The organism is Kitasatospora sp. NPDC088351 (assembly GCF_040685575.1).
GTDB lineage: Bacteria > Actinomycetota > Actinomycetes > Streptomycetales > Streptomycetaceae > Kitasatospora.
This window is the reverse complement of sequence record NZ_JBFBIL010000011.1, coordinates 1-23661: the sequence shown is the minus strand read 5'-3', so window position 1 is coordinate 23661 and position 23661 is coordinate 1. Positions and strand designations below refer to the sequence as shown.

The 23661-nt window shown below is 70.5% G+C and carries 27 protein-coding genes and 1 pseudogene; 13 read left to right on the top strand and 15 right to left on the bottom strand.

Annotation, left to right across the window (positions count from 1 at the left end; all coding sequences use genetic code 11):
* Positions 1 to 258: 258 nt before the first annotated feature.
* Positions 259 to 405: pseudogene (locus AB0P06_RS11315) on the top strand (IS5/IS1182 family transposase); the annotation flags it as partial.
* Between the two features lie 43 nt (positions 406 to 448).
* Here AB0P06_RS11315 and AB0P06_RS11310 read toward each other — a convergent pair.
* From AB0P06_RS11310 to AB0P06_RS11285, 6 genes are all read right to left on the bottom strand, one after another.
* Positions 449 to 1192: a phosphotransferase gene (locus AB0P06_RS11310; RefSeq protein WP_363606858.1), complete on the bottom strand. Its 744-nt coding sequence runs from the start codon at positions 1190 to 1192 to the stop codon at positions 449 to 451.
* Positions 1193 to 1760: 568 nt separating this feature from the next.
* A complete protein-coding gene (locus AB0P06_RS11305; protein WP_363606857.1) occupies positions 1761 to 2063 on the bottom strand; it encodes a hypothetical protein in 303 nt (100 codons plus the stop codon).
* A gap of 85 nt (positions 2064 to 2148) precedes the next feature.
* Positions 2149 to 2298: a hypothetical protein gene (locus tag AB0P06_RS11300; protein ID WP_363606855.1), complete on the bottom strand. Its 150-nt coding sequence runs from the start codon at positions 2296 to 2298 to the stop codon at positions 2149 to 2151.
* The gene (locus AB0P06_RS11295; RefSeq protein WP_363606853.1) at positions 2295 to 2537 is read right to left on the bottom strand and encodes a hypothetical protein; all 243 of its coding nucleotides are present in this window, start codon (positions 2535 to 2537) and stop codon (positions 2295 to 2297) included. The genes AB0P06_RS11300 and AB0P06_RS11295 overlap by 4 nt, the downstream gene beginning before the upstream one ends.
* Positions 2525 to 2788 carry a hypothetical protein gene (locus tag AB0P06_RS11290; protein ID WP_363606852.1) on the bottom strand — a complete coding sequence of 88 codons (264 nt, stop codon included), beginning with the start codon at positions 2786 to 2788 and terminating at the stop codon, positions 2525 to 2527. Before AB0P06_RS11290 ends, AB0P06_RS11295 begins: the two co-directional genes overlap by 13 nt.
* A complete protein-coding gene (locus tag AB0P06_RS11285; protein WP_363606850.1) occupies positions 2785 to 3159 on the bottom strand; it encodes an ATP-binding protein in 375 nt (124 codons plus the stop codon). The genes AB0P06_RS11290 and AB0P06_RS11285 overlap by 4 nt, the downstream gene beginning before the upstream one ends.
* 312 nt (positions 3160 to 3471) lie before the next feature.
* Between AB0P06_RS11285 and AB0P06_RS11280 the strand changes: the two genes are divergently transcribed.
* The 3 genes from AB0P06_RS11280 to AB0P06_RS11270 all read left to right on the top strand — a co-directional run bounded on the left by AB0P06_RS11280 (position 3472) and on the right by AB0P06_RS11270 (position 5630).
* Complete coding sequence (locus AB0P06_RS11280) at positions 3472 to 4362, top strand: helix-turn-helix transcriptional regulator (RefSeq protein WP_363606848.1); 891 nt, start codon at positions 3472 to 3474, stop codon at positions 4360 to 4362.
* A 10-nt stretch (positions 4363 to 4372) separates the two neighbouring features.
* Complete coding sequence (locus tag AB0P06_RS11275) at positions 4373 to 4573, top strand: DUF397 domain-containing protein (RefSeq protein WP_363606846.1); 201 nt, start codon at positions 4373 to 4375, stop codon at positions 4571 to 4573.
* A gap of 586 nt (positions 4574 to 5159) precedes the next feature.
* Positions 5160 to 5630 (top strand): NUDIX domain-containing protein, encoded by a 471-nt coding sequence (locus AB0P06_RS11270; RefSeq protein ID WP_363606844.1) that lies wholly within the window; start codon positions 5160 to 5162, stop codon positions 5628 to 5630.
* On the opposite strand, the gene AB0P06_RS11265 is transcribed toward AB0P06_RS11270, so the two are convergent.
* Entirely contained in the window at positions 5618 to 6172 is a 555-nt protein-coding gene (locus AB0P06_RS11265) for an HD domain-containing protein (RefSeq protein ID WP_363606842.1), read from the bottom strand. The genes AB0P06_RS11270 and AB0P06_RS11265 overlap by 13 nt on opposite strands.
* Positions 6173 to 6256: 84 nt before the next feature.
* Here AB0P06_RS11265 and AB0P06_RS11260 point away from each other — a divergent pair, with 84 nt between their 5' ends.
* From AB0P06_RS11260 to AB0P06_RS11220, 9 genes are all read left to right on the top strand, one after another.
* Positions 6257 to 6457 carry a DUF397 domain-containing protein gene (locus AB0P06_RS11260; RefSeq protein ID WP_363606840.1) on the top strand — a complete coding sequence of 67 codons (201 nt, stop codon included), beginning with the start codon at positions 6257 to 6259 and terminating at the stop codon, positions 6455 to 6457.
* A gap of 491 nt (positions 6458 to 6948) precedes the next feature.
* Complete coding sequence (gene tgmA / locus AB0P06_RS11255) at positions 6949 to 7233, top strand: putative ATP-grasp-modified RiPP (protein WP_363606838.1); 285 nt, start codon at positions 6949 to 6951, stop codon at positions 7231 to 7233.
* A gap of 14 nt (positions 7234 to 7247) precedes the next feature.
* A complete protein-coding gene (gene tgmB / locus AB0P06_RS11250) occupies positions 7248 to 8195 on the top strand; it encodes an ATP-grasp ribosomal peptide maturase (RefSeq protein WP_363606837.1) in 948 nt (315 codons plus the stop codon).
* Positions 8192 to 9334 carry an ATP-grasp peptide maturase system methyltransferase gene (tgmC, locus tag AB0P06_RS11245; protein WP_363606835.1) on the top strand — a complete coding sequence of 381 codons (1143 nt, stop codon included), beginning with the start codon at positions 8192 to 8194 and terminating at the stop codon, positions 9332 to 9334. Before tgmB ends, tgmC begins: the two co-directional genes overlap by 4 nt.
* A gap of 42 nt (positions 9335 to 9376) precedes the next feature.
* On the top strand, positions 9377 to 9562 hold the full coding sequence (locus tag AB0P06_RS11240) for a hypothetical protein (protein ID WP_363606833.1): 186 nt from the start codon (positions 9377 to 9379) through the stop codon (positions 9560 to 9562).
* Positions 9563 to 9728: 166 nt separating this feature from the next.
* Entirely contained in the window at positions 9729 to 10520 is a 792-nt protein-coding gene (locus AB0P06_RS11235) for a hypothetical protein (RefSeq protein ID WP_363606832.1), read from the top strand.
* Between the two features lie 144 nt (positions 10521 to 10664).
* On the top strand, positions 10665 to 11063 hold the full coding sequence (locus tag AB0P06_RS11230; RefSeq protein ID WP_363606830.1) for a hypothetical protein: 399 nt from the start codon (positions 10665 to 10667) through the stop codon (positions 11061 to 11063).
* Between the two features lie 222 nt (positions 11064 to 11285).
* Positions 11286 to 11792, top strand: a complete 507-nt coding sequence (locus AB0P06_RS11225; protein ID WP_363606828.1) for a SigE family RNA polymerase sigma factor — start codon at positions 11286 to 11288, stop codon at positions 11790 to 11792.
* A 66-nt stretch (positions 11793 to 11858) separates the two neighbouring features.
* The gene (locus AB0P06_RS11220; RefSeq protein WP_363606826.1) at positions 11859 to 12662 is read left to right on the top strand and encodes a hypothetical protein; all 804 of its coding nucleotides are present in this window, start codon (positions 11859 to 11861) and stop codon (positions 12660 to 12662) included.
* A gap of 542 nt (positions 12663 to 13204) precedes the next feature.
* On the opposite strand, the gene AB0P06_RS11215 is transcribed toward AB0P06_RS11220, so the two are convergent.
* From AB0P06_RS11215 to AB0P06_RS11180, 8 genes are all read right to left on the bottom strand, one after another.
* Positions 13205 to 14590, bottom strand: a complete 1386-nt coding sequence (locus AB0P06_RS11215) for a hypothetical protein (RefSeq protein WP_363606824.1) — start codon at positions 14588 to 14590, stop codon at positions 13205 to 13207.
* 240 nt (positions 14591 to 14830) lie between these two features.
* The gene (locus AB0P06_RS11210) at positions 14831 to 15850 is read right to left on the bottom strand and encodes a thiopeptide-type bacteriocin biosynthesis protein (protein ID WP_363606822.1); all 1020 of its coding nucleotides are present in this window, start codon (positions 15848 to 15850) and stop codon (positions 14831 to 14833) included.
* The gene (locus AB0P06_RS11205) at positions 15832 to 17061 is read right to left on the bottom strand and encodes a lanthionine synthetase C family protein (RefSeq protein WP_363606820.1); all 1230 of its coding nucleotides are present in this window, start codon (positions 17059 to 17061) and stop codon (positions 15832 to 15834) included. Before AB0P06_RS11205 ends, AB0P06_RS11210 begins: the two co-directional genes overlap by 19 nt.
* Entirely contained in the window at positions 17058 to 19748 is a 2691-nt protein-coding gene (locus tag AB0P06_RS11200; RefSeq protein ID WP_363606818.1) for a lantibiotic dehydratase, read from the bottom strand. Before AB0P06_RS11200 ends, AB0P06_RS11205 begins: the two co-directional genes overlap by 4 nt.
* 93 nt (positions 19749 to 19841) lie before the next feature.
* Complete coding sequence (locus AB0P06_RS11195; protein ID WP_363607015.1) at positions 19842 to 20033, bottom strand: FxLD family lanthipeptide; 192 nt, start codon at positions 20031 to 20033, stop codon at positions 19842 to 19844.
* Between the two features lie 14 nt (positions 20034 to 20047).
* Positions 20048 to 21334: a methyltransferase, FxLD system gene (gene fxlM, locus AB0P06_RS11190; RefSeq protein WP_363607014.1), complete on the bottom strand. Its 1287-nt coding sequence runs from the start codon at positions 21332 to 21334 to the stop codon at positions 20048 to 20050.
* Between the two features lie 321 nt (positions 21335 to 21655).
* Positions 21656 to 22855: a M20/M25/M40 family metallo-hydrolase gene (locus AB0P06_RS11185; RefSeq protein WP_363606816.1), complete on the bottom strand. Its 1200-nt coding sequence runs from the start codon at positions 22853 to 22855 to the stop codon at positions 21656 to 21658.
* Complete coding sequence (locus AB0P06_RS11180) at positions 22852 to 23337, bottom strand: hypothetical protein (protein ID WP_363606814.1); 486 nt, start codon at positions 23335 to 23337, stop codon at positions 22852 to 22854. Before AB0P06_RS11180 ends, AB0P06_RS11185 begins: the two co-directional genes overlap by 4 nt.
* Positions 23338 to 23661: the final 324 nt, after the last annotated feature.

Below are 23661 nucleotides of genomic sequence, written 5' to 3'. Positions count from 1 at the left end.
GCGGACCGCCCTGACCTCGACGGTCAGTTCACCAATCGGTTGACGCACGGCTACGACGGGACGGCTCGCGTCGGCCGGAGTTCACGCCGGATCAGCGGTCGCACGTTCGGGGGGGGCGGCAGCGGTTTCCCGGGCCCTCTGTGGACGCGCAGAGGACCCGGACGGCTTCGGGAGCGGGAAGTCGGTCGGGCCGACTTCTGGCGCAGGGGCGCCTGGGGCCCAGCGGTCACCGACGGCGCGCCGATGACCCTGTGCGAGGAGCACGGCTCCGGCCTCGGCAGCTACTGCCGGGTCGCCGAAGCCGTGGTCGCGTTGCTGCACTGGTTCCGCCGCCCGCGCATCCGCCGGGGGATCCGCGACGACATCCACGAAGCCTTCCTTGCCCTGGGCTGCGCCGTCATCTGCCGGCGACGACTGCGCGACACGCCTTGCCAGGAACCCTTGGCACTTACTCGCAGCCGTTGGATCTCAGCACGTCGACCTCGCAGCCCGGCGCGGACGGGTCGAAGCCGTGCTCGGCCAGCCAGCGGACCGCCAGCAGGCTTCGCAGCGACCACCACGCGCGGATCACGTCGAGGTCGACGTCGGTGCCGTAGCCGGCGACGACGTCGCCAAGGTGCTCCTCGTGTCCGAGCGTCAGGACGGCGAGGTCGAACAGGGCATCGCCCCGGCTCGCCTCGGACCAGTCGATCACGCCGGTGATCTCGTCACCGTCGACGAACATGTGGGCGACCTGCAAGTCGCCGTGCGTGAACACCGGTGTCCACGGCCGCAACGCACCCTCGGCGACGCGGCGGTTGCGCGTGACCAGGTCGGCGGGAAGGACACCGTTCGTGACGAGCCAGGCGCATTCGGCGTCGAGGGCCGATGCGAGTTCGTCAGGGCTACGACCGGGCCATGGCGGCAGCGGCGCGTCGTGCAGCGTCCGCGCGGCGGCACCCGCCGCGGCCCACGCCGCCGGCGACGCGGTCGACGGCTCGCCGAGGCGGCCGAGTGCCGTGCCCGGGAGGGCGGCGAGCGCGAGCACGGGCGGCTTCCGCCACAGGACCTCCGGAGTCGGGACCGGCGCCATGGCCATCGCCTCGATCTCGACGTCGGTGCGCATCTGGTCAGCGTCGATCTTCAGGAACACGTCGCCGACGCGCAGGGTCGCGCGCTCCTGATGGGCGACGACCACCTCGACCTTCTCCATGTCGACCATTATCGCGGGACGCCCGCCGATGTCACCGGGGTTTATCGCGGGCGACTGCACGGCTGACCGCGTCCCGTCGCCTGCGGCCTCGCGCACGACACCGACCACTGACCAGGCCAAGTACACCACCTGCCAGGAGTCCCAAGAGCGGTAGGGGAAGCTTTGTCTGACCCACGGTCACGGATGGAGCAGAGCGCGCTACCGCAGGAGGTCGAAGCCCGCGCGACCATACGTCGGGCTCGACACCTGCTTGGCAGAAGTCTGCCGCTCACACGATGTGCCGGCGCAGATCAACCACCGGACGTGCAGACGCAACAGCGTTCGTCGGCCTACCCGACCGACAACATCCTCACGTCCGCGACCGCCGGAAACAGCACCCCCTCCAGTCGGACCACCACCTCGTTCACGGGCCAGAAGTGTCAACGGCAGGACGGCCGGGGGGATCAGCCATCACGCAGCGCGAGCCTCCGCCCGCCGAAGACGGACAGCGGCCTCCCGGGCCCTCTGCGGGTGCGCAGAGGGCCCGAACGGCTTCGGGAGTGGGAAGTCGGACGGGCCGACTTCTGGCTCAGTGGGGTCTGGGCCTCGGTCTGGGGTTGAGGCGGCCCGGGTGCCAGGTGGCGTTGCGGCCGGCGGCTTCGCGGTAGGCGATGCGCTGGACGGCGGTGAGGAGGCGGTAGAGGTTGAGGGCGACGTCGGACTCGTCGGCCTCGTAACCGAGTTCGTACAGGAAGGCTTCGAGTTCGGGCCAGTCGAAGTCGTCCGGGACGACGGGCCCGCACGGGTGGTCGGCGTACGCGTCGAAGGCGGCGGCGACGGCGTAGTGCGCGGCGGCGAGGGCGTTGGCGAGCGGGGGCGGCACTTCGGGCATGAGGGTGCCCTTCAGGGAGGGTGGTGCACCGGGGGGTTGGGGGGTGAGGGCGGCTGGGGCGGCAGCCGCCCTGGGGCGGGGTCGATCAGCCCGGTATGCCCTGGTTGGGCTCGTCCTCGTCGGCCCTTGCAACGTTGAGGGCGGTGATGACGCCGAGGACGACGGTGAGGATGGCGAGGGCGAGGAGGACCGCGAAGGCGGTGGCGACGAGGAAGCCGGTGGTGCCGGGCCTCATCGGCGGATTCCGAGGACGCGGGTGCCGAGGTGGGCGGCGAGGCCGTGAAGGAGCTCTTCGGCCTGGTCGCGGGTGAGCGGGAAGGCGAGCTGTTCGCCGGGGCCGGCGGCCACGTCGAGGTCGACGGCCAGGCGGAGTTGCACGGTGGCGTCGGGGACGTGTTCGACGGTGAGGTAGGGGACGGTGGTGCGCTCGACGTGCACGGCCTGGGTGGAGGCGAGGGGGATCACGACTCCCACGGGTCACCGCCCCGCCCGGCGTCGAGGAGGAGGTTCAGGAGGTTGAGGAGAGTGGTGGAGGGCGCGGTGCCGAAGTTGACGAGGACCCGGCCGTCCATGGTCCGGTCCGTGGTGGCGGACGGGAAGATGATGCCGAACTTGCGTCCGCGCTCGTGGACTTCGGCGATCAGGCTGATGATCTGGGCCTCGGTGTAGACGCGGGTGCGCGGGTCGGTGGGCTTGATCGGGTGGCGGCCGCGGTTGTCGTTCACGCGGCGGCGTCCAGCTCGAACCAGACGATTTTGCCCTTTTTGCGGGGGTTTGCGCCGAAGCGGTGGGTGAGCTCGCGGACCAGGTGCAGGCCCCGGCCGGACTGCGCGTACGGGTCGGTCGGTTCGCGCTGCTCGGGGAGGTCCGGGCTGTCGTCGCAGACCGAGACGCGGAGGGTGCGGTTCAGGAGCAGGACGACCACGAGGGGCGCGGAGCTTCCGGCGTGCTTCCAAGCGTTGACAAACAGCTCATGAAGGGCGAGCTCGGCGTCGTAGATGGTGTCGTCCGGCCACCCGGCGCCGGTCAGGGCCTCGCGCAACTCGGTGCGGGCGGCGGACCAGTCGGGCGGTTCGGGCAGGTTGAAGGCACACATAGGGGACCTCCGTGGGGATGTGAGGGGTGGTTCACCGGCGGAGATGTGTCGCCGTGAGCCAGGCCAGGGCGGGACTGGCGAATGTCACGCGTGGCTGCTCTGCGGTGCGCGGGCAGAAGGCGCCTACTGCCCTTGTTACAGGCATTACTGACGCTCCGTCGTGTGATCGGTGCAACACTGAGAGTAGGGCAGTAAGTTCCACGCGTGCAACACGATCGCGGAGAATGCGCCCGAGGTTGGATAGTCTCACTCGTGCGAGTGGTGCTGGTGGGTCTCGCGACGCGAGACTGGCCCGACACGGAAGGAAGCCCCTTGGCACTCAGGACCCAAATCAGCGAGCGGCAGCGACGATTCGGCGCTGAACTGAGGAGACTGCGCGAGACTGCCGAGCTGGCGGTCAAGGATGCCGGAGCTCTCGTCGGGATGGGTGGCCCGCAGCTCAGCCACATCGAGGCCGGTCGCACCGGACTCGACTCAGCCCGGCTCGCAACCCTGCTGGATGGCTACGGGTGCACGGATGATACCTACGTCGCCATCCTGAAGGAGCTCGGAAACAGCAACGGCAAGGGTTGGTGGACGGACTTCAAGGGCCAGGTTCCACCGCTTGCCCTTGATCTCGCCGAAACCGAGGACAGGACAGTCGCTTTCTACGTCTATGACACGCTCTACGTCCCCGGAATCCTCCAACTACCGAGCTACACCGAAGCCATCTATCAAGATGCCTACCCTGATGGTCGGTGGGGCGCGGCCGCTTCGGTTCGGTTTCGGATGTACCGCCAGCGAATTCTGACCGACGACAAGCTGCGGCAGTTCCGATTCGTGATCCACGAAGCGGCACTACGCATGCGTTTCCCTGGCGACACCGTCATGAGGGCCCAACTGCTGCACTTGCTTGAGATGGCAGAGCTACCCAACGTCACCATTCAGGTTTTCCCGTTCAACGCACCCAAGATGGTGCCCTTCACGGGTTCGTTCCTGCTCTGCGACCCTGGCTGCACCGCCCTCTCGACCATCATTCTGGATGGCCCCAAGCGAGCCGAACACCTTGGTGATCCATCCGACACCATCGCCTACCATCAGAAGTTCCAGGAGATCAGCGAGATCGCACTGCCAGCCATCGACACAAGCAAGCCTCGGGCTGGACTTCCTTCTCGCGACTCATGGGGGCTTCTTCAACACCTTCTCTACCTGCTACAGACCTGAAAGGCGTCCGATGTCCCACCTGCCCTGGCAGAAATCGTCCTTCAGCAACGCAGAAGGCGGCAGCACCTGCCTCGAACTCGCCACCGGAGCTGGCGATGCCCGCCACCTCCGGGAGTCCGACGACCCGGACGTCGTCATCACCACCAGCACCGCCAAGCTCCGCGCCTTCGTCCTCGGCGCCAAAGCCGGCGAGTTCGACCACCTCCTCTGACAACTCCGGACGCCGCACCGGCATCAACCCGGCCGCACCCCGCTCCGTCGAGGTACGGCCGGGCAGTTGAACCGGCCTCTCTGCATGCCAGGGCTGCCCCCGTCCGCGCCTCGCCGTCCACGGTCTGACAGCGGCGGGCCGGCCGTCGCAGGGCTGCGAAACCCACATTGAGATGATCTCGGTGCCGTGAAGGGACCCGTGGTGAGGGCCTGCCCCTACCCACAGGGATCCACCTTCGCGGATCGGTGCCTCAGGAACCCGAACCCGGGCTCGGACGCGACCATGAACGTGGACGTGCCCGCGCCGCTCGCCCCGGCCACCACCCGCTGAGTCCCAAGGGCCGCCCAAACGCCCCGGCCCGCACACGGCCGTCCCGGACCGACGGGGGCCGTTGCCGCCCGGTCCCACACGGAAGGTCTGTGCGCGCCGTCCAGCGGACGTGCGCTCCCACGGACGCAGCCACCCGATCCCTCGACCGGCCGAGGGGTCCCACCCCGGATCGCTTGTGCTCCACCGCGACGGGGTACACGTCAGGCCTGGAGCTGAGTCCGGGCCTGCAGCGGACCGAAGGGAAGAGGAGCGCCCAGTGAGCCGCACCGACTACTTCAACGACCCTGACGCCCCGCAAGCCCAGAGGATCGTCCCGGCGGTCACCGCTTTCGTGCTGAACGATCGCGACGAGGTGCTGCTCGAACGGCGCACCGACAACGGACGCTGGGCGATGCCCGGTGGTGTTCAGGAGATCGGCGAGAGCATCTCGGCAGCCGCCGTCCGCGAAGTCGCGGAAGAGACCGGCGTCCGGGTGCAGGTGGTCGGCATGGTGGGGATCTACAGCAACCCCGGGCACGTGATCGCCTTCGCGGACGGCGAGGTGCGCCAGGAGTTCTCGATCACACTCCGCGCGGAGCCTCTGGGCGGCACCCTCAGGGCCAGCTCGGAGTCGTTCGAGGTCCGGTGGACGCCCCGGTCGGAACTCGACGATCTGGACATCGCGCCGACGACGCGGCTGCGCCTTGACCGCGGATTCCAGAACGACCCTGCCCCCTACATCGGGTAGCCGCCAGGACGAGGCGCCAGCCCCAGCTCGACGCGCTCAACCATCGCAAGCAGAGTCGGTCGCGCCGCCGCCACCGCCCGGTGAACCACATGTCCCGGGGCGTAGCGGCATAGGACCTCGTCGAGCCGCCCGGTGGCGTCCACCAGAGCGCCGTCGGGCCCACTCGTGAGGTCGCAGAACGTGATGGCGTCCAACAGGTCGGACGGGGGCCGCTCGAACTCTGCAAGGTCGCGTGACAGTCCCAGCTCGGCTGCCTCCCATTCGGAGGACGAGTGGTAGGCCACGAGCGAGCAGACCAGTGGCGGCCACCCCAGCCGAGCAAGGTAGCGAGCACCGTCAATCATGTGCTGACCAGTATCAACCGCAGAGGGGGCATACCCCACGTCATGCAGGACCGCGCTCACCATTAGGGGGGCACCACGGGCGCCCAGATCTGGTGCCAGCAACTTGGCTTGGGCGAGGACGCGTTGAGAGTGCGCCCACCGATCAGGAAGTTCCGACAGGAGCCTGTCCGCGAGGTCGTGCGCAACTTCTAACTGCATCGCCCCAGGCTAAGCTGGAGCCACGACGCAGAGCACTCTGATACGGGGTACCAGCCCAGCGCATCCATCGCCGTGGGGGTACCCGTGCAGCCACTCAACCGGCTGAAGTCGCCCTACAGCGGCACGGACGACGGCAGCACCTGCCTCAAACTCGCCACCGGAGCTGGCGATGCCCGCCACTTGCGCGAGTCCGACGACGCGGACACCATCATCACCACCAGCACCGCCAAGCTCCGCGCCTTCGTCCTCGGCGCCAAAGCCGGCGAGTTCGACCACCTCCTCTGACAACTCCGGACGCCGCACCGGCATCAAACCGGCCGCACCCCGCTCCGTCGAGGTGCGGCCGGGCAGTTGAGCCGACCTCTCCGCGTGTCGGGGATCGGCTCATCCGATGGACAAGCGCCTGGCGCGGTATCTCAAAGGGCGGTAGGTGAGTTGATGTCCGCCTTGTCGTTGCGGATGGAGTGCCAGGGCCGGGGCATCCGCAGCCGGGCCCAGCCGGGACGCGGGTGGGCGACGATGATCAATCGGGGCACCCGGCAAAGCCCTACCGGAAGGCTCATGAAGATCTTGAAAACGCGCCCGGCTTGCACCGGTCAGACCTGGTTGACATTTGTCGGCAATCCGGCGTGAATCGGACAGCCAGAGCAAGATCCCCAGGAGGCTCCTGGCCGTTCGGCGAAACGTCTCCCAACTGGACCCATGCACTGGCATCATGACTGACAGTCGCCAATTGACTCGGGAGAGTCACAGGCCGAGGTGGAGGAGATACCAGGATGCCGAACACCGTCACCGCTCCGTGGGGTACCACCCGGATGCATCCCTACGCCGATGCGCCGCCCTGGCCGGCGCTGACGCCGGTCATCGACCCGGGCACCCAGGTTGCGGCCTTCCACGACGAGCGGGGCCGCACCGTCGAGATGATGGGGAAGCACGGGACCAGCACCGACCAGACCGGCCCGACCAGCACCGGCGGTGGTGGCGGGGACGGGCAGAGCGGCGGGCAGGCCCAGCCGACCGACGTGGACACCATGACCTCCAACGACCAGGACCAGAGCTGAGTCAGCAGGGGGCGGTGCTGGTGCTGACCTGCGCCTACGATCCGACGGCCGACCTGGTGCTGCGGATCCTGGCCGACCGGCAGGTGCCGGTCGTGCGTGCGGACCCCGGCGCCGATCTCCACCAGGGTGCCGCGCTGACTGCCCGTTACACCGCGGGCGGCCGGCGCGGCACCCTCACCACGGCCACCCGCACCCTCGACCTCGACCGGACCCGCGCGGTCTGGTACCGGCGCCCCTCGGGCTGGACCGCTCCGGCCGGCATGGTGGGGCAGGACGCCGAGTTCGCCCGTGCCCAGACCCAGTGGGGCGCCGGCGGGATCCTCGCGGCGCTGCCCGGCGCCCACTACGTGAACCACCCATGGGACATCAGGGCCGCCGAGCACAAGCCCGCCCAGCTCGATGCCGCGCTCGCGGCCGGCTTCGCCGTCCCCGACACCGTCATCACCACCGACCCGGAGCAGGCCCGCGCCTTCTGCGCCCAGCAACCTGGCGGAGCCGTCTACAAGCCGCAGTGGAACACCACCTACCACAACGAGGACGGTCGGGCGGTGCAGGCGTGGGTCGCCGAGGTCGCCCCGGAGGAGATCACCGACGCGGTCGCGGCGTGCCCGCACCTCTTCCAGGCCCGCCTGGTCAAGGACTTCGACGTGCGGCTGACTGCCGTGGGCACCGAGCTCTTCGCTGTCCGGATCGACAGCCCCGACCTCGACTGGCGCCGCCGCCAGGACCTGATCACCTACACGCCGATCGACGTGCCCGCGTCCGTACGCCGATCTGTGGCCCATTACCTGGGGAACTTCCGACTCGTCTACGGCGCCTTCGACTTCGCTGTCGACGCCGACGGCCGCTGGATGTTCCTTGAGTGCAACGCCAACGGGCAGTGGGCGTTCTTCCCGCCTCCGACGATCGATGCCATCGCCACGGCAATCGCCGACCAGCTTCAGAAAGGCCACTCCGCATGACCTCCACCGCTGCGGACCTGCGCGCAGCCCTCGTCCGCCGGCTCACCGCCGACGAAGGCCTCACCGACCCGTACTGGCGCGCCGCCGCGGAGGCAGTGCCGCGCGAGATCTTCGTCGGCGACTACTTCCGCGAGACCCCCGGCTCCTTCCCCACCTTCTACCAGCCGGTCCGCGAGGACGGCGAGGGCTGGCTGGAGGCCATCTACACGAACCAGACCCTCATCACCCAGCTCGACGGCCGCCTCCAGACCGCCGATGCCTGCGGGCCGGTCTCCGGATCCCCGTCGTCGTCGTCCACCCTGCCCTCCCTGGTCCTGCGCATGTGGCAGCAGCTCGACGTCGAAGCCGGCCACCGCGTCCTCGAGATCGGCACCGGCACCGGCTACTCCACCGCGCTGGGCGCCCACCGCCTCGGCGAGGAGAGCATCGTCAGCGTCGAAGTCGACCGGACCGTCGCCCAAAGCGCCGCCACCTCCCTCAAAACCGCCGGGTACGCCCCGCACCTGGTCGTCGCCGACGGCCTCGCCGGACACGAGCCCGCCGCGCCGTACGACCGGCTCATCGCGACCTGCGCGGTACGCACCCTGCCCTACGCCTGGCTGCACCAGGTCAAGCCCGGCGGGAAGATCCTCGTCACGTTCTCCGGCTGGCAGTTCGGTTACGGCCTCGCCCTGCTGACCGTTACCGAGCCCGGCGAGGCGACGGGCCGCTTCCTGCCCGGCTGTACCAGCTTCATGATTGCCCGCCCCCACGACCGGCCTCCACGTCAGAACCCCACCCTGCTGCCCGGCGACGAACGCGCTGCCCGCATCGACCCGGCCATCATCACCGACTGGACCGGCACCTGGGTTGCCCAGCTCGCCGCACCCTCCGCCGAACGCATCGGCGCCGACGACCAGCAGATCCTCATCGACTACGCCACCGGCTCCCAGGCCCGCACCCAGCCCGACGGCCACGGCGGATGGACGGTCATCCAGCGCGGCCCGTTGCGCCTGTGGGACCAGGTCGAGGCGGCGATCGAGGCCTGGCAGGCGGCGGGCGCACCGCATCAGGAGCAGTTCGGCATCACGGTCACCGCCGACGGGCAGCGGGTCTGGCTGGGTAGCGAGGACGGGCCCGGCTGGCGCCTGCCGCTGTGATCGTGATGCGCAGCTCCCGGCCCGGGCGCTCCCCGTCAGCGCGTGAGCGTTTCGCGCGCGACGCGGCTGCGCGTGCAGGGCGGGACCGCTCCGCGGGCGTTCCAGCACTGCGACAGCAACGCACACGGCTGGGCGACCGAAAGCGGCGCCTTCACGCTGCGGATCGCAACCTCCGTCGCCGATCCCGGCCACACCGTCACGGTCACTCCGACGACCGACCGGACGTAGCCACGCCGCTCGTGCGCGGCCGGTCCGGTCCGGGCCGGCCGCGCACACCACCCTGCGCCACGCCGAGCAGCCCCACCACGAGCACGAGAAGGTGATTGACCTGCCCTCAAGTCGGTTCAGGAGATTGAACCTTGAGGAGGCTGCAAGAAGGTCCTGAACTTGTCCGGTGATCGACAAGGCGCGCGCGTTCGACGAACTCGGCCCCGTTGTCAGCAGGCATCCGGTGGCCAACGGCAAGCGATGGGTGAATGCCTCCTGGGCACTGGGTATCGGCGTCCCGGTCGGCTGCTTGGGCCTATGGGGAATGCTCGCTACCGGCGATGACGCGTCGGTCGGTGCCAACAAGGCGGTAGGCATACTCATCGGCCTCGGCCTGGCCGGGGTCTACATCGCGGTGACTCAGGCCCTCCGGGCAGTACGTGGCGGATCGGCGGAGTACTTCGAGGTGCGCGAGCACGGCCTGGTCCACGGCTCCCGGCAGGGGCCGACGGTCTTCGCCTGGGACCAGGTCGCCACGATCGCCATCCGGACCGCCGACCGGGACAGCGGGCTCGCCCGGCAACTGGGCATCGGGTACCGGTGCGTGCTCCGCTCGGCCGACGGCAGGCGGGTCCGGGTGGACGGACTGGCCGAACGGCACGGCGAGTTGGGCCTCGCGGTGCTCAGCCGGTGCCCGCATGCGACCCGGCTCACCGGCAATGAGTGGGAGCAGAAGGCGGGCGGCCGGCTGCTGGCCGCAGGCGCGGCATGCCTGGCCGCGGTCGTCGCCATGATCCTCTTCATCGCGAGCCGCCCGGACAAGGTGATCACCGACCCCCACGACATCACCTACGTGCGCCGCATACCCGGCCTCAGCGACACCCAGATGTTTCTGCTCGCCATCGGAATCATGGTGTGCCTGATCGCGGGCATCACCTGCGTCGTCCTGTTCGTACGGGCCCGGATGATGCGCAGGTGAGGACGCCCTAGGCAGTTGTCCACTGCTCTCGGGCCAGGGATGGATCGGAGGAGCGGCCCCGGCGGGGACACCTGCGGTGTCGCCGGCTCCCCCGGCAGCCCGGAACGGGTCGTAAGCACATCTCCATCCCGGCACCGACCCGCGGTGGCCACCCCCTGGTACGCGTTCATCCCGGCGACCGTGGTCACGGGCCTGGGAATCGGCCGCGTGGTCGCTCCGATGTCCACCGAGGCAATGCGGAACGTCGAACCCCGGCTGGCCGGCGCCGCCTCAGGCATCGACAACACGATCCGTCAGATCGGCTCCGTCATCGGCGCGGCGACGGTCGGTGCTCTGCCACAGGGCCGACTGGCTGCCGAGCTGGCCACCGGCAAGACGTACGCCGACGCGTTCATCGCCACGATGCACGTCACCGCGATCCTCCCGATCACCGTGGTCCTGGCCGGAGCACTTGCCTGCCTGCTGGTACGCAACCACACCAGGGCCGAGCCCGCAGACCCCGTACCGGCTACGGCCACCCGGGAGACGACGCCCGGTCGCTGAGTTCTTACCGGCACCCCGTGTCGGCGAAGACGTGAGAGGTACCGACAACGCACCGCGGTCGGCCCCCGTCGGGCCGGGCGTCGCGCCTCCGGCCCCCGCGGAGCGCTGGTGACGCGGCAGCGGTGGAAGAGAAAGTGCCCGCCCGCGCGACATCCTGACGCCTCACGTAGTCATGAGGGGTATGCACGGGGATCACCGAACAAGGGAACAGGCGGGGACCGAGTGAAATCAGCACAGGAGGACGAGTATCTGGAGTTCGTGGCCGCGAGGGCGAAGGCGCTGTACCGCTCGGCGTACGTCCTCGCGGCCGGCGACACGCACCTTGCCGAGGACCTGGTCCAGGAGACCCTCAGCCGGGTGTACGTGCACTGGAAGCGGGTGGCCGGTGCGGACAACCCGGTGGCCTACGCCCAGACGGTTCTGGTCCGCACCTTCCTCAGCCTGCGGCGTCGGCGCAGCACCGGCGAGCGCCCCACCGGGACCATGCCCGACGGTGCGGCGTCCGGCCCGGACACCGCGCTGCGGCTCACCCTGCTGGACGCGCTCGGCCAACTGCCGCCCCGTGACCGGGCGGTGCTGCTGCTGCGCTACTGGGAGGACCGCAGCATCGAGGAGACCGCCCGGATGCTCAGGCTGAGCAGCAGTGCGGTCCGCTCCCAGGGCACCCGTGCACTCGCCAGGGTGCGTGCGCTGCTCGGCGACAGCCTGTCCGACCTGGTTCCGCACTGAGCACCGGTGCGCGCGGGTCAGAGCCGCCACAGAGCCCCCATCGTTGACAGAAAAGGTGACGCCAGCATGCCGTTCGAAGCAGACCTCGCACATGCCCTGGACCGCACGACCGACTCCCTCGAACCCGATCTCACCGCGCTCCTGGGCGGAGCCGTCAAGCGCGGGCGGAGCCGTCGGCGTCGGCGCGCCGCCGGCGTCGTCGCCGGGGTCGGTGCCTGCGCCGTGATCGCGGCAGCCGGCCTGATGCTCCCCGGTGTGCTCGCCGGGATCCGCCCCGCAGGTTCCGACCTCGAGCCGGCGGCGCAGGCGGCGCCCCGGTCCGCTATCACCGACACCCAGATGATCCAGGCTCTGGAGATGACGTTCCCCGGGGGCCGGTTCAGCGAGGTCACCGGACAGAGCAACAACCCCTCGGATCCGTCCGGCGGGGCCGTCGCCAACGCCGGTCTGGTCCTCGACGACGGGCAAGGGGCCGCCTACGTCGGCATCTCGGCCGTGCGGCTCAAACTGCCGCTCAGGGACGGCGACGGGCTGAGCTGCAAGTGGAAGCCCAAGCGCGACGCAGCTGACACCTGCACGCTGCGCGAGCTGCCGAGCAGCGCCGAGATTCCGGGCGGGGCCCTGGTGATGTCGGAGCAGAACGCGGCCGAGCACCCGGCCCGTGCCGACACCGCCCGTCGCTGGACGATCACGGTGACCCTGAAGTCGACCGGCGCGCAGCTTCAGATGGTGCAGTGGAACAGCACCGGCGGTGGCGCTGGCGCCGATACACCGAAGCCGACCCGCGCCGCGCCCCCGCTCTCCGAGCAGCAGGCGGTGGCCGTACTCACCGGTGCCACCTGGGCGCCGATCCTCGCTGCCGTCGGCTGACCGGGCGTACTGCCGGAAACGGGGGCAGAACCTCCATGGCCTGCTGCGCCGGCAGGTCTTGGACGGTCCGGCCGGTACCGTCACCCCGCCACAGGCCGACGTAGTGGTACACCGCGCCGCTGGGCGGCAGGTCGCCTGGCAGGTAGGCAAACTGGCGGCCTGTCCGCATTCGGCAGTGGGACTGCTGGAACGGCAGCAACCAGATCTGGTACCCCTACGCGGCCGGCCAGGGCTATCCTCCCGTCAACTACCAGGGCGTTTTTCGAAGTGCTGGTCACAGCCACTCGTTGATGGCTGCGACCAGCACGGTCGCTTCGTAGCGGACGGCAAGAACCGGGTGCGGGGGGCGACGAGGTGCTCGTGCTGCTGCGGGAGCGAGAGGCCGCGTGCCGCAGAGAGGCGGAGCGGTTGCGCGGGGAGGCCGAGCGGATCGCCGGGCCGCTGCGGGTGCGCGAGGACGGGTTGGCCAGGAGAACCGGCGTGCCACCTGCCGGAGGGCACGCCGTCGACCTGATGTCCTCGTCCTGGTCGGACGGTCTTGTCTACTGTTCTTCGGCCGGTTCGCCGTTGGCTGCCGTGGTGTCCGGCGGCAGCGTGTCGGCAGCCGCCCGGGGACGGTCGGGAAGCAGGTGCCGGGCAGGCAGCGGGATGCGCTCGCCGGAGGCGTCGCTGGTGAAGGGGATGACGCCCGATCCGCCGGGGAACTCGCCGGTCACGTAGTAGTCCGTACGGAACCCGAGGGACGCCTGGGCGCTGAGGGTTTCGCCATTGGCGCGGACGGGCACGAGTTCGTGCTGCTCCATCCACAGACAGCCGGTGCTGCGCGGCGGAATGATGAGCCCGCGTTCCTTGCTCTCCTCGGCCATGGTCGACACGTTGCGGCGGGTTTCGTAGCCCAGTTCGATGGAGGCGGAGACGGAGGCGGTGGTGGTCACACTGGCGCCCATGCCGAACGGTTTGGCGGACGCCTCCACACCGACCGACGCGCCCACGGTGATGCCCGTGGCCACGCTGAAGGAGAAGCCCGCCTCCCGGGTGACCCCCGTGGTGATCGTCTGCGACTCCGGCTGGGCCACGGTTCCGGCGCGGTTGTCGCGGAAGAGGACGAGATCGAAGATCCGGTGGCGGCGGATCCGGTAGAACGGCGAGTTCTGGATCTGCCAGGCCGCGGTGCGGTTGGGGTCGTTGACCAGGACGTAGGGCACGGTCACGGTGCGGTCGGTCACCCTCGTCTGCGCCGGCGGCCTGGCGGGCGACGTCAGGACCGGGATGCCGGGGCCGGGTGCGCGTTGCACGACGGCGGGCAGGTCGAGGATCCAGGTCGTGGGAGTGGGGTTGGGCCGCCCGGCGACGCGCACGGCGGTGAACCCGCCCACGGGCAGGAACAGGCGTTCGTCGAGGTCCCCGTCCGGGTACGGCGGAGTCACCACCGACCACAACCGCGTCCCGGCGCCGTCGAACAGCTGCTCGCCGACCTCGCCCTGACGCGCGTAGCGCCGTCCGTTGTGCACCTGCCTGATGCACACACCGGTCTCCAGCGGGGGCGTGGAAACGGAGGCGCAGTCGCTCAGGGCGACGTATCCCGGCGGAGGTATCGGCCGCCAGACCGCGGAGGACAGTTCATCCACGGCCCCGGGACCGCTGACAACCCTCGGGAGATCACCGATCCGTTCCCACCTCACGCACGGTTGTATCAGGCTCCGGTCGGCGGAGACGTCCCGCAGCAACAGCGACCCCGCGTCCGCGAGGTTCGTCCCGTTCGAGAACTGGAACCCCGCGGGCCACCAACCGCTCTGCCCCACGTGACCGACGAGGATCCGGGGGTGGCTGCTCGCACCTTCCGCTCTGGGGATGATCGATGTCGGCCAGGCCGTCCGAACGCTCGTGGTGTAGTGCAGTTCCAGATCGCCATAGCGTTGGGTGATCACACAGGCTCCTTCGTGCGGAGGACGATTGCCGTGCGGTCTCCTCCAGACCGTACTGCCCCGGCCCCGCCTCGAAGAGGGACAAACAGGCCAACAACACGACGGGCCGCGGGTTCACAACCCGTAGGAAGCGGCAGCGGCCCGTTGCGGTGCGGTGCAGGCATCCGGCAGGCACCGCCCTGTCGCACCGCAAGCCGGCCAGGGGCGAGCGCGCAGAGCCGACCCCAGCACCGTCGCTCAAGCTCACGGCGTGCTCACCGCCGAGGTGGAGGCGGTGAGCGTGGGCGGGTCGAGGACGGCGGTGCGGGCGGCGTGGGCGAGAACGGCCTGGACTGGGGTGGGCAGGCCGAGGCGGTTCCAGTGGAAGATGACGTGGTAGCTGAGGACGTGGCGCAGGCCCCGCCCGAGGGCACCGGCCAACGCGGCTGTGCCCAGGGCGTCGCCCGCCTGGTGGAAGGCACAGGCCCAGTCAGTGGCGAAGACGAGCGGGCCGGCGGCTCCGAACAGCGGGCCCTTGATGTCGGTGTCGGCGAGGAGCAGAGTCCGCAGGGCGGTCGCCGTCTGGTCGAGCCGTCCGGCCGGTTCCGTAGGCAGCGGGCGTTCCTGGCAGACTCGGTCCCATACGTCGCCCTGCTCGTACCACTCCAGGCGGGCGCCGCGAAGCAGCGCGGTGCACAGCAGCACGGACAGCTCCCGGCGCCCGAGCGGGACTTCGCCCCGGTCGGCGAGGTCCAGGATGCGGCGGCTGTCGGCGCCGAACAGTTGGTGCGCAACTTCCATCGCGGTGGGGCCGCCGAACGCGGCGGTTTCCGGCTCGTAGCGGCCGGTCCGCCAGCCGCGCAGGTGTCCGTCGGCAACGAGCCGGTCGAGGGCGGCGCCCACCGCCGTCTTCACCGTGCTGTCGGCCCGGAGCCGGATCCGCCAGCAGGGGTGCTTGCGGATGAACCACCACCCTTCGCCGCCGGCGGCCACGTCGGCGAGCAGCGGGTGGAGGTGGCGGGCCGCGGTGGCCTCGGCGGTGTGCCAGTCAGTGAACTCGATGAGCACCTGCCACCAGTCAGTGGGACCGGCATGCTCGCGGAGGGCTTGCCGGCCCGCGCACCGATAGCGGTCGACGGCGTCGTCCAGGACGCTGGGGGCCAAGTGGACACGGGCGGCGGCGTCGAGGAGGGGGGTGCCGGCCAGCACGTCCAGGACGGCGCGCTCGGTCTGGACCACCGGGGTGGCCTGGATACCGGGCCGGGTCAGGTGATCAGCAGGCATGCGTCCCATCCGGAGATCGGTGCGGCGTTGCGGGCGGCGGTGGTCAGGGCGAGGGCGGTACCGGCGTCCCCGTCGAGAAACCCGGGGACCCGGCGGGTGCCGGAGATGGCGTGGCGGAGGAGAATCTCGGCCAGGGAAGGCAGTCGCGTTGCCAGTTCGGTGGTTGTGGCGTCCTGGGCGGTGCGCCACGCGCTCTGGTAGACGCCCGCCCAGCCGTGGCACAGTCCGGCCCCGGTGAGCCGGACAGTCTGTGCCGGGTCACTGAGGCACTGGTGGAAGGCGTCTTCGTAGGCCCGTTGCCGGGCAGGTTCGGCGAGGGCGATGGCGGCGATCTGCCCGGCGCGCGCGATGCCGGGGGTGCCGTAGCACCAGCCCGGACGGCCTGGCCCCGGGTGGTCGGGGCGGCCGGTACGCAGCGCCTCCAAGGTGAGGTGCTCGGGCCACCACGGTCCGGCGCCGTTGTCCTGACGCCAGGTGTCCAGCCACGAGCAGATGGCGGCGATGGCCTCGTACTGGCCGTCGACGGCGATGCCGTGACGCGCGGCCTGGCCGAGCAGCATCAGCGGGCCGGTGATGCCGTGTGCCGCGCCGACGTTGGCGTGGCCCGCTGGGTGGGGGCGGCGGCGGGGATCGTGGGACACCCACCAGCCCGGCACCCGCTGACCGCTGATCAGCAAGGGTCGGGTGAGCGCGATGAGGTAGCGCAGTACCTGTTCGAGGGCGCTGCCGCCCGGGTCGGTGCGCAGCAGGCAGGCCCCGATACCGGTCAGGCCGAAAAAGGTGTCGTACTCGTGGAAGATCGCGGGCCTGCCACTGCGAATGCGGTCCATGGCGGTGCGGACGCGGCGGTGGGCAAGGTCGGCGAGGTGCCGGTCGAGAGTGGCGCGGGCGTCGCGGTAGCGGCCGGATTCGCCGGCCGCGGCGTCGAGGAGGAAGGCGACCGCAGGTAGGCCGAGGAACAGTCCGGTGTTGTCGGCGGCACTGACAGCACTGCCGGCCGCTGCGGTGACCCAGGTGTGGGCCAGTGGCCAGCTGCCGTGGCCGGCGCGGGCCCGTTCGATGTGAAGCAGCGCGGTGCCGGTGGCACCTTCGGCGAGCGAGTGCGCGCGCCACGGCTCGTCCGGGGGCGGGGGTTCGAGCGCGGTGAGACGGGCGGTCAGCAAGTCGGCGGCCTCGGCCGCGCTCGATGGCCTCTGCGCGTTCACGGTCACCGGGCCTCCCGATGGATGGCGCTGTGCCGCAGGGCGGCGGATCGGGCGAGGTGGCCGATGAGGCGTTCGATGTCGGGGTCGACGCCGAGTGCCCGCACGTGATGCCCGTGAAGCAGCGAGCGCGCGACCGTGAGCGGGTCGCGTTGGGCGGCCAGGAGCCGACGGTAGTCGGTGAGGGCGGTGGCGCGCTGTTGCCAGGCGGCGGCGATGTCGGTTCCGCCCGGCAGGGCGCGCAGCGTGTGGTGGGCGCCCTGCCGATCGGCCAGGGCCAGGGCGTGGTCGTGAAGGGCGCGGTCGACGCGGCCGCGGTGGCGGGGCAGCCGACCGATCAGCCACGTCCTCGCCTGCTCGGGCGAGCCCGTGAGGTGGGTGGTCAGGTCGAGGAGGCTGGCTGCGGTCAGTGCCTGCGCGGGGATTCCTGCCGCGGCGGCGGCACGGATCTGGGCAACGGCGGAGAGGGAGTCGGCGGCGAACACCGCATGGGCGGCGTCCATCGTCGCGCCATGCCCGTAGCGGCCTTCCTGCGGCTCGTAGTCGACGAGCAGCAAGCGCGCGAGCAACCGCTGCCGACGTAACTGTTCGGCCCAGTCGTGGAGCTTTTCCGCCGCCTGGCCGTAGGCGTCGGGGCTGGGCAGGTGCAGGTAGAGGGCAAGGTACTGGTCGGAGTCGGGACGGGCCATCTCGCGGTGGCGCTTGAACCACCACCGCTGCCCGTCGCCGAGCGCGTTGAGCAGATCGGGCAGATGCTCGGTCAGCAGCTCGTCGAAACGACCCGGGTGGCCATGGAGCCGGGCGTGCAAGACACGGGAGCGCCCAGGAAGGTGCCCGGCGCCTGCGGCGACCCGAACGGGATCTGTGCGGGGCGGAGGCCCGAACTGGGCGGGCTGATGAAGAACCAGGGGCAGGAGAACCTCGTGGGCGCGGCCGATCCATGCCATGTCCTGCGGGGCTGAGGTCTCGCGCAGCTCGACGCGGCCGGTGCCATCGAGGCGCGAGCGCAGCAGAGCCCTGTGAACGGGGTGGGTCAGGTCCAGCGGGAGCCGCTGGTCGTGCTCCACCAGCGCGATGCGCTCGGGGACCCGCAGCCGCTCGCGCCACCGCTGCAATGTCGCTTGCCACTCCCGTTCTGGCGCGGTGCGGGCGGGAAGGTCACCCGCCGTCAGGAGCCAGCGGGCCTGGAACACGACGGTGCGCCCGTGCCGGACCCGGGGAAGGTAGGGCAGGCGGGCGGCGGCACCGAAGTCAAAGCCCTTGTAGACAGCCGAGCGCGCAGTGGTGATCTCGGCGAGAAACCGCGCCATCGGCGGGGTGTGGACGCCCGCCTCCAACGCGTGCAGGACCCGCGGCTCGACCCGGCGACCGGTGGACAGCTGCACCAGGTGGAAGCAGCGGGCGTCCGCGGTGACCGCCAGGTCCGCGAGCGCGATCACCCCCTCGCCCGGTGCCCGATGCTCTGCCAGCGGAATCACGTGCTCCAACAGCTGGGCGGTACGCGCGACGTTCTCATTGCGTCGACGCCTCGGCGCGAACGACAGCTGCGCGGCGACCGTGTCCGGCACTCGGACGACCGCTCCCGCGCCGTACCGGGCCCGGAAGCCGCTGTGGTAGTCGCGCCAGGCCGGGTACCCGAACGGGTAGGGCGTCAACCGGTGCACGACCGCCACCGCCTCCTCCACCTCGCGGATCACCGCCGGGGGGAAGCGGACCTCGCAGTCCACAGCGGTGTCGACGACGAGCGGCACCGGCGCGACGCCGGCCAGCGCCCGCATCCGCTCCACCAGCTGGCCCCGCTGCGGCCACTCCGCCGCGGGGGCGGGGACTGTGAGCAGGCGGTGGATCGCCGCCAACTCGTCCACCAGGGCCGCGACGGCCGGCACTTCCCTGGCCCCAGCAGCGTGGAGCTCGGCACACACGTGGCCGAGCGCGTCCACCGAAGTCATCGGAGCCCACAGACTGCTCACCAGCAGATGCTGCTCCAGCAGACCGGTGAGCATCGCCCGGATGCGCCCGGCGTCGGCCGCCAGGGCCCGAGAGGCGAGCAGGGCATACAACTCACCGAATCGAATGGGTGACCGGGCCACGTCGAGGGCTGCCGCGACCGGCGTACTGCGACGCACCGACACCTCGACGGGTGCCATGAGCAGGGCATGCCCGTCTACGGGCGGACCGGGCGCGACCACGCGCTTCCCGCGTACCTGGGCGCTGTCGTCGGCGACCACCGGCAGACGCTCCAGCAGTTCGGGGCAGCGCTGCAGCCGGGTTACGATCTCGGCCAGCCACTCGGCGTCCGCCCGCACCGTCGCCTGGTGCTTGTCCCCCCACTCAGCCAGCGGGACCGCTCCGACCGACACCGGTGCCACGCCGGCGAACAGTCCGAACGGCGTCGGCCGCTGCCAGCGCAGCAGGTACGAGGTGACCGAGAGCATGATCTTGCGAAGCCGTCGCTGATCACACTGCCCGCCGCCCAGTATCCCGGTGACCTGCTGGACCAGTACGGGACTGGCCACGGCGAGGGCATCGCGAACCTCCGCCCGCTGCCATACCTCGGCCAGCCACGCCCGTTCCCGCTCCCCGCCGGGCCCGGTCAGGTCCAGATCGGGCGGGATCGCGAGGCCGCCCGGGTCGGTGCTGACCCTCAGCACGGCCCCACCCCGCCACTGGTACGCCATCGGTGCCTTTGGTGCCACTGAATCCCTCCCCAGGATCCGCAGACGTACGGGTGGCGCTGGTGTACCGGGCGGGTACTCCACCCGGCACACCGGCGCCGGATCGGCGTCCCGTCAGGCCGGGTCGTCAATGTAGGAGTTGCAGGCCGAGGAGTTCTGGCAGGTCGAGCCGCAGCCGTCGCCGGTGCTGCACATGAGCTTGCCGTTCGGGTGCGCGGCGACGACGACCCGCACGTCGAGCATGTAGTCGTCGACCTCGGTGTCCGGCCCCTGTGCCGGCGCCGTGGCGTCGCCCGCCGTGAGCATGCTGTTCATCGCGATCACTCTCCTGTCCCATCAGTGGAGTGGTGCTGGGCAACCTGGTCCTCGGCGGCGGTCGCGGCCGGGGGCCAGGAGATCGTGATCCTGCTGTCCTTCTTATCGATGACCCGCCCGCCGGGCAGCTGGTCGTCGGGGGTTCCGGCCGGGTAGACGGCGATGTGCGGGCCAGGGCCGCCGCGGTGCTCCCGAGCCCATGCGCGCACGTGCTCGCGCACCGTGTCGGCGAACGCCGGACCTGCGGGGCCGAAGGCGTGGACGCCGTACTCGACGGACTTGTCGTCCGGAGTGCGGCGCGTGGTCAGGTAGGCGAAGTTGCCACCTTCCACCGCGGCCAGCGCGAACGACCGGTTGTTCGGCGCGACCAACCCGGTGTCCAGCTCGGCGTCGACGGCCATGATGCAGAACCCGGGCAGCAGCGTGGCCAGGTACAGCTGCAGCGTGTCGATCGGCTCCGTGCGCCCGACCTCCACCCCGGTCCAGATCTCGGTACGCGGCGTGGTCACCGCGTTGTCGAGCAGGCTCGGGTCTGCGGGCAGGCCGTCGTCGAACCGGAGCCCGATCTCGTCCGTGCCACGCACCAGCAGCAACCGCTCCTGGTGCGCTGCGACGCCTTGCATCGGCACGAAGCCGCAGATCAGCGCGGAGGAGCTGACCAGATGGCCGCCGACCCTCCTGAGCGCCACCGACCGGGTCAGGCCCCGCATCCGCAGCGGCACCACCAGCCTTCCGCCCTCCGCCAGTTGCTCGAACCATGCCCAGGAGATGTCCCACGCGCCGGCGGTGACCAGGATGGCGTCCGCCTCGGACGACAGGTGCGCCCGGAAGCCTTCGTCGGCGTCGCCAAGGACCACCTTCACCTGCGGATAGCCGTTCGCAGCGAGCAGATGCCTGGCGCGGGCGACCACCTCCGGGTCGATGTCCACGGAGACGACCTCGCCGGCCTCGCCGACCAGCTCGGCCAGGTAGGCGGCGTTCAGCCCACCACTTCCGACCTCGACCACCTTCATGCCGGGGCCGATCTCCGCCTGCTGAAGCATCATCGCCTGGATCTGTGGCGCGGACACCGAACTCATGTCAATGCCGTATTTGTCGCGCTTGGTGATCACGGCGTTGTACGGGCTGTATGCCTGTTCCAGGCTCGCTTCAGGCACGAAGAGGTGCCGGGGCACCTTCCGCAGCACCACCTCGACCTGAGGCGAGGTGATCGTTCCATCCGCGATGAGGGCATCGACGGCCTGTTCACGCAGCTTCATTGCGTGATCCGGATCAACGGTCACATCGGTCATGGAGAACCCTTCTTCCTGTCGTACCGCATGGCTGGCCCGCCGCCAACGGCCCGGATCGGCCACTGCTCAGACCCACCCCCAAAAACGCACCCTGAGCCTAGGCATCGTGACTGTCAGTCAGGGATGAATCCTGCAACGGTCGGCGTCATCGCCACTCGGCGCACGGGGTCAGTCCGAGGACCGCTCGACGCTCATCCACCGGACGGCTTCTCGGACTCCCTCATCACATCGCAGGCGGATTCGCCTTACCAGAGAAGAAGTTGGGGACTTTCCGGGACTCCCGTTCGGACGAATCCGGTACGGAAGTGGGAGGTAGGCAGGTCAGGAGGCGCTCAGGAGTGCCAGGACGGCGCGGTGGTAGGCGGCGTGGACAAGCGGGAGCTCGGCAAGGTGCGCCCGCTCGTCGGTTCCGTGCAGCCCGATGTACGGGAGACCGAACCCTGCCGTCGCCGGGATTCCCTCACCGGCGAGGAGGTTGCCGATGTTCGACGGGCCCGCCACCTTGGGCCGCACCTGTAGGCCGACCGCGCGGGCCGCCTGCAACAGCGCCGCTGCGGGCTCCTCGTCGGGGCGCAGCTGGAAGGGAGGCCAGCAGGCGATGGTGGTGACCTGGGTGGGTTCGGGGACCGGGAACGCGGCATCGAGTTCGGCGCAGGCCTTGCGCACCAGGGACTCTGCGTCCGTGCCGTCGAAGGCGGGTGTGGTGCGGATGTCGACGTTCAGGTCGCAGCGGTCGGGGCTGACACTGAAGCCTTGACCTCCCTCGATCGCGGTGACGGTCAGCTTCGGGCGGAGCGGGAAGCCGACGCCGCCGAGCGGACCAGGGGGCAGCTCGGCGTCGTCGAGGAGCTGGACCAGGCGCGCGGCGCGGGAAACCGCGCCGACGACGGTGCGGCTGGAGCCGGAGTGCCCGGAGGGGGCGTGCACGGTGATCCGGGCCCGCCACAGGCCGCGGCCACCGACGACGACCTCCTCCATGCCCGGGTAGCCGATCATCACGCCGGCCGGGCGGACGGCCCGCGGGTCTGCGAGATAGGCCCGGGCTCCACCGAAGCCGCCGGTGTGCTCGTCAACGTCCAGCAGCACGGCGAGTCCACCGTGCAAGTCGGCGGCCCGGGCCTGCAGATCGGCGGCGATGTGGCAGAACACGGCGGCCGGCAGCTTGGAGTCGGCCGATCCCCTACCAAGCAGGAAACCATCACGGATCTCACCGGACGTCGGCGCGAAGCTCCAGGCGTCCTCGTCGCCGAACGAAGCGGTATCCACGCACGCGTCGAGGACCCACCACCGTCCAGGCCGCCCGCCTTCGATCTCCACAAGCAGGCCCACCAGATCGCCCCGTTCATCGTGAAGGCGGCGGTGCGGCAGGTCACGCGCGCCCAGCCAGCGCTCCAGAACCGCGAGCACGGGACCGTAGTCGTCCACGCCCGCCCGGCTGGGCAGCCGGATCAGCTCCTGCGCCAACGCCGTGACCGAGGCCGTCTGCTCGGCGGCCCGTGCCACCAGTCCGTCGTCCGTCATCTCTCCCCTTGCAGCGTCGTTCCGCCGGGGCGCACCGCCAGGGCACGCACAGCGTCCATCGTCTCCAGCGGCCGTGCCGAGGCGCACGCCTCCCGTCCGTGCTGGACCAGGCCCGACGCGGCTTCGCGTCCCAGCAGGATGCCGCAGTCGAACCCGTCCGCACCGTGGAAGGACGGCATCGGCACGACCGCCGCCGACTCCGAGGCCACGAAGAACCTCTCCATCGCGTCCGGCGGCTCCACCAGACCGATCTGCAGGGTGCGTACCCCGTTGCGCCTCTCCCGCGGGTCACGCAGCTCCAGCAGCCGCAGCAGGTGCACCGCCAGCGCGGCGTGCCTCGGCGGCCCGTACAGCACCCGGTAGTGCACGAGGTCCGGACGCTGCTCCACCGCCGACTCGATCGCGGTCAGGTACGGCTGCTCCCGACTACGGCTGCCGGTCACCACCAACTGCTCACGGGCCCCGGACGCCACCTCGACCATCGCCTCGATCAGGTCGCTGTAGCGGGTCAGGAGCCGGGTGACCTCCGTGGTGCCACTCTCGTCGAGGGCACTGGCCGCCTCCCGGTCGTCCTGGTGCGCGAACAGGATGTCCGCCGACAGCTCGTAGAGCTCGCACAGGCCCCGTCGATTCTTCAGGCCGGTCCGCTTGCGTCCCGTCTCCCACGCCCCCAGGAGGCTGGCGTCCGTCGACCCCCCGGTCTTCTTGTTCAGAGGGCGGTTCGAGAGTTGATGTCCGTTTCGAGTTGAGGTTGGGGAGAGGGCTGCTGGCTGCGGGGGTTCGGTCGGCTACTGCTTCTTGGTGAA

Excerpts from the sequence above, each read along its gene's own strand:
- AB0P06_RS11310 (WP_363606858.1), bottom strand. The coding sequence starts at position 1,192 with ATGGAGAAGGTCGAGGTGGTCGTCGCCCATCAGGAGCGCGCGACCCTG.
- AB0P06_RS11305 (WP_363606857.1), bottom strand. The coding sequence starts at position 2,063 with ATGCCCGAAGTGCCGCCCCCGCTCGCCAACGCCCTCGCCGCCGCGCAC.
- AB0P06_RS11300 (WP_363606855.1), bottom strand. The coding sequence starts at position 2,298 with ATGAGGCCCGGCACCACCGGCTTCCTCGTCGCCACCGCCTTCGCGGTC.
- AB0P06_RS11285 (WP_363606850.1), bottom strand. The coding sequence starts at position 3,159 with ATGTGTGCCTTCAACCTGCCCGAACCGCCCGACTGGTCCGCCGCCCGC.
- AB0P06_RS11275 (WP_363606846.1), top strand. The coding sequence starts at position 4,373 with ATGTCCCACCTGCCCTGGCAGAAATCGTCCTTCAGCAACGCAGAAGGC.
- AB0P06_RS11265 (WP_363606842.1), bottom strand. The coding sequence starts at position 6,172 with ATGCAGTTAGAAGTTGCGCACGACCTCGCGGACAGGCTCCTGTCGGAA.
- tgmA (WP_363606838.1), top strand. The coding sequence starts at position 6,949 with ATGCCGAACACCGTCACCGCTCCGTGGGGTACCACCCGGATGCATCCC.
- tgmC (WP_363606835.1), top strand. The coding sequence starts at position 8,192 with ATGACCTCCACCGCTGCGGACCTGCGCGCAGCCCTCGTCCGCCGGCTC.
- AB0P06_RS11220 (WP_363606826.1), top strand. The coding sequence starts at position 11,859 with ATGCCGTTCGAAGCAGACCTCGCACATGCCCTGGACCGCACGACCGAC.
- AB0P06_RS11210 (WP_363606822.1), bottom strand. The coding sequence starts at position 15,850 with ATGCCTGCTGATCACCTGACCCGGCCCGGTATCCAGGCCACCCCGGTG.
- AB0P06_RS11195 (WP_363607015.1), bottom strand. The coding sequence starts at position 20,033 with ATGCTCACGGCGGGCGACGCCACGGCGCCGGCACAGGGGCCGGACACC.
- fxlM (WP_363607014.1), bottom strand. The coding sequence starts at position 21,334 with ATGACCGATGTGACCGTTGATCCGGATCACGCAATGAAGCTGCGTGAA.
- AB0P06_RS11185 (WP_363606816.1), bottom strand. The coding sequence starts at position 22,855 with ATGACGGACGACGGACTGGTGGCACGGGCCGCCGAGCAGACGGCCTCG.
- AB0P06_RS11180 (WP_363606814.1), bottom strand. The coding sequence starts at position 23,337 with ATGGTCGAGGTGGCGTCCGGGGCCCGTGAGCAGTTGGTGGTGACCGGC.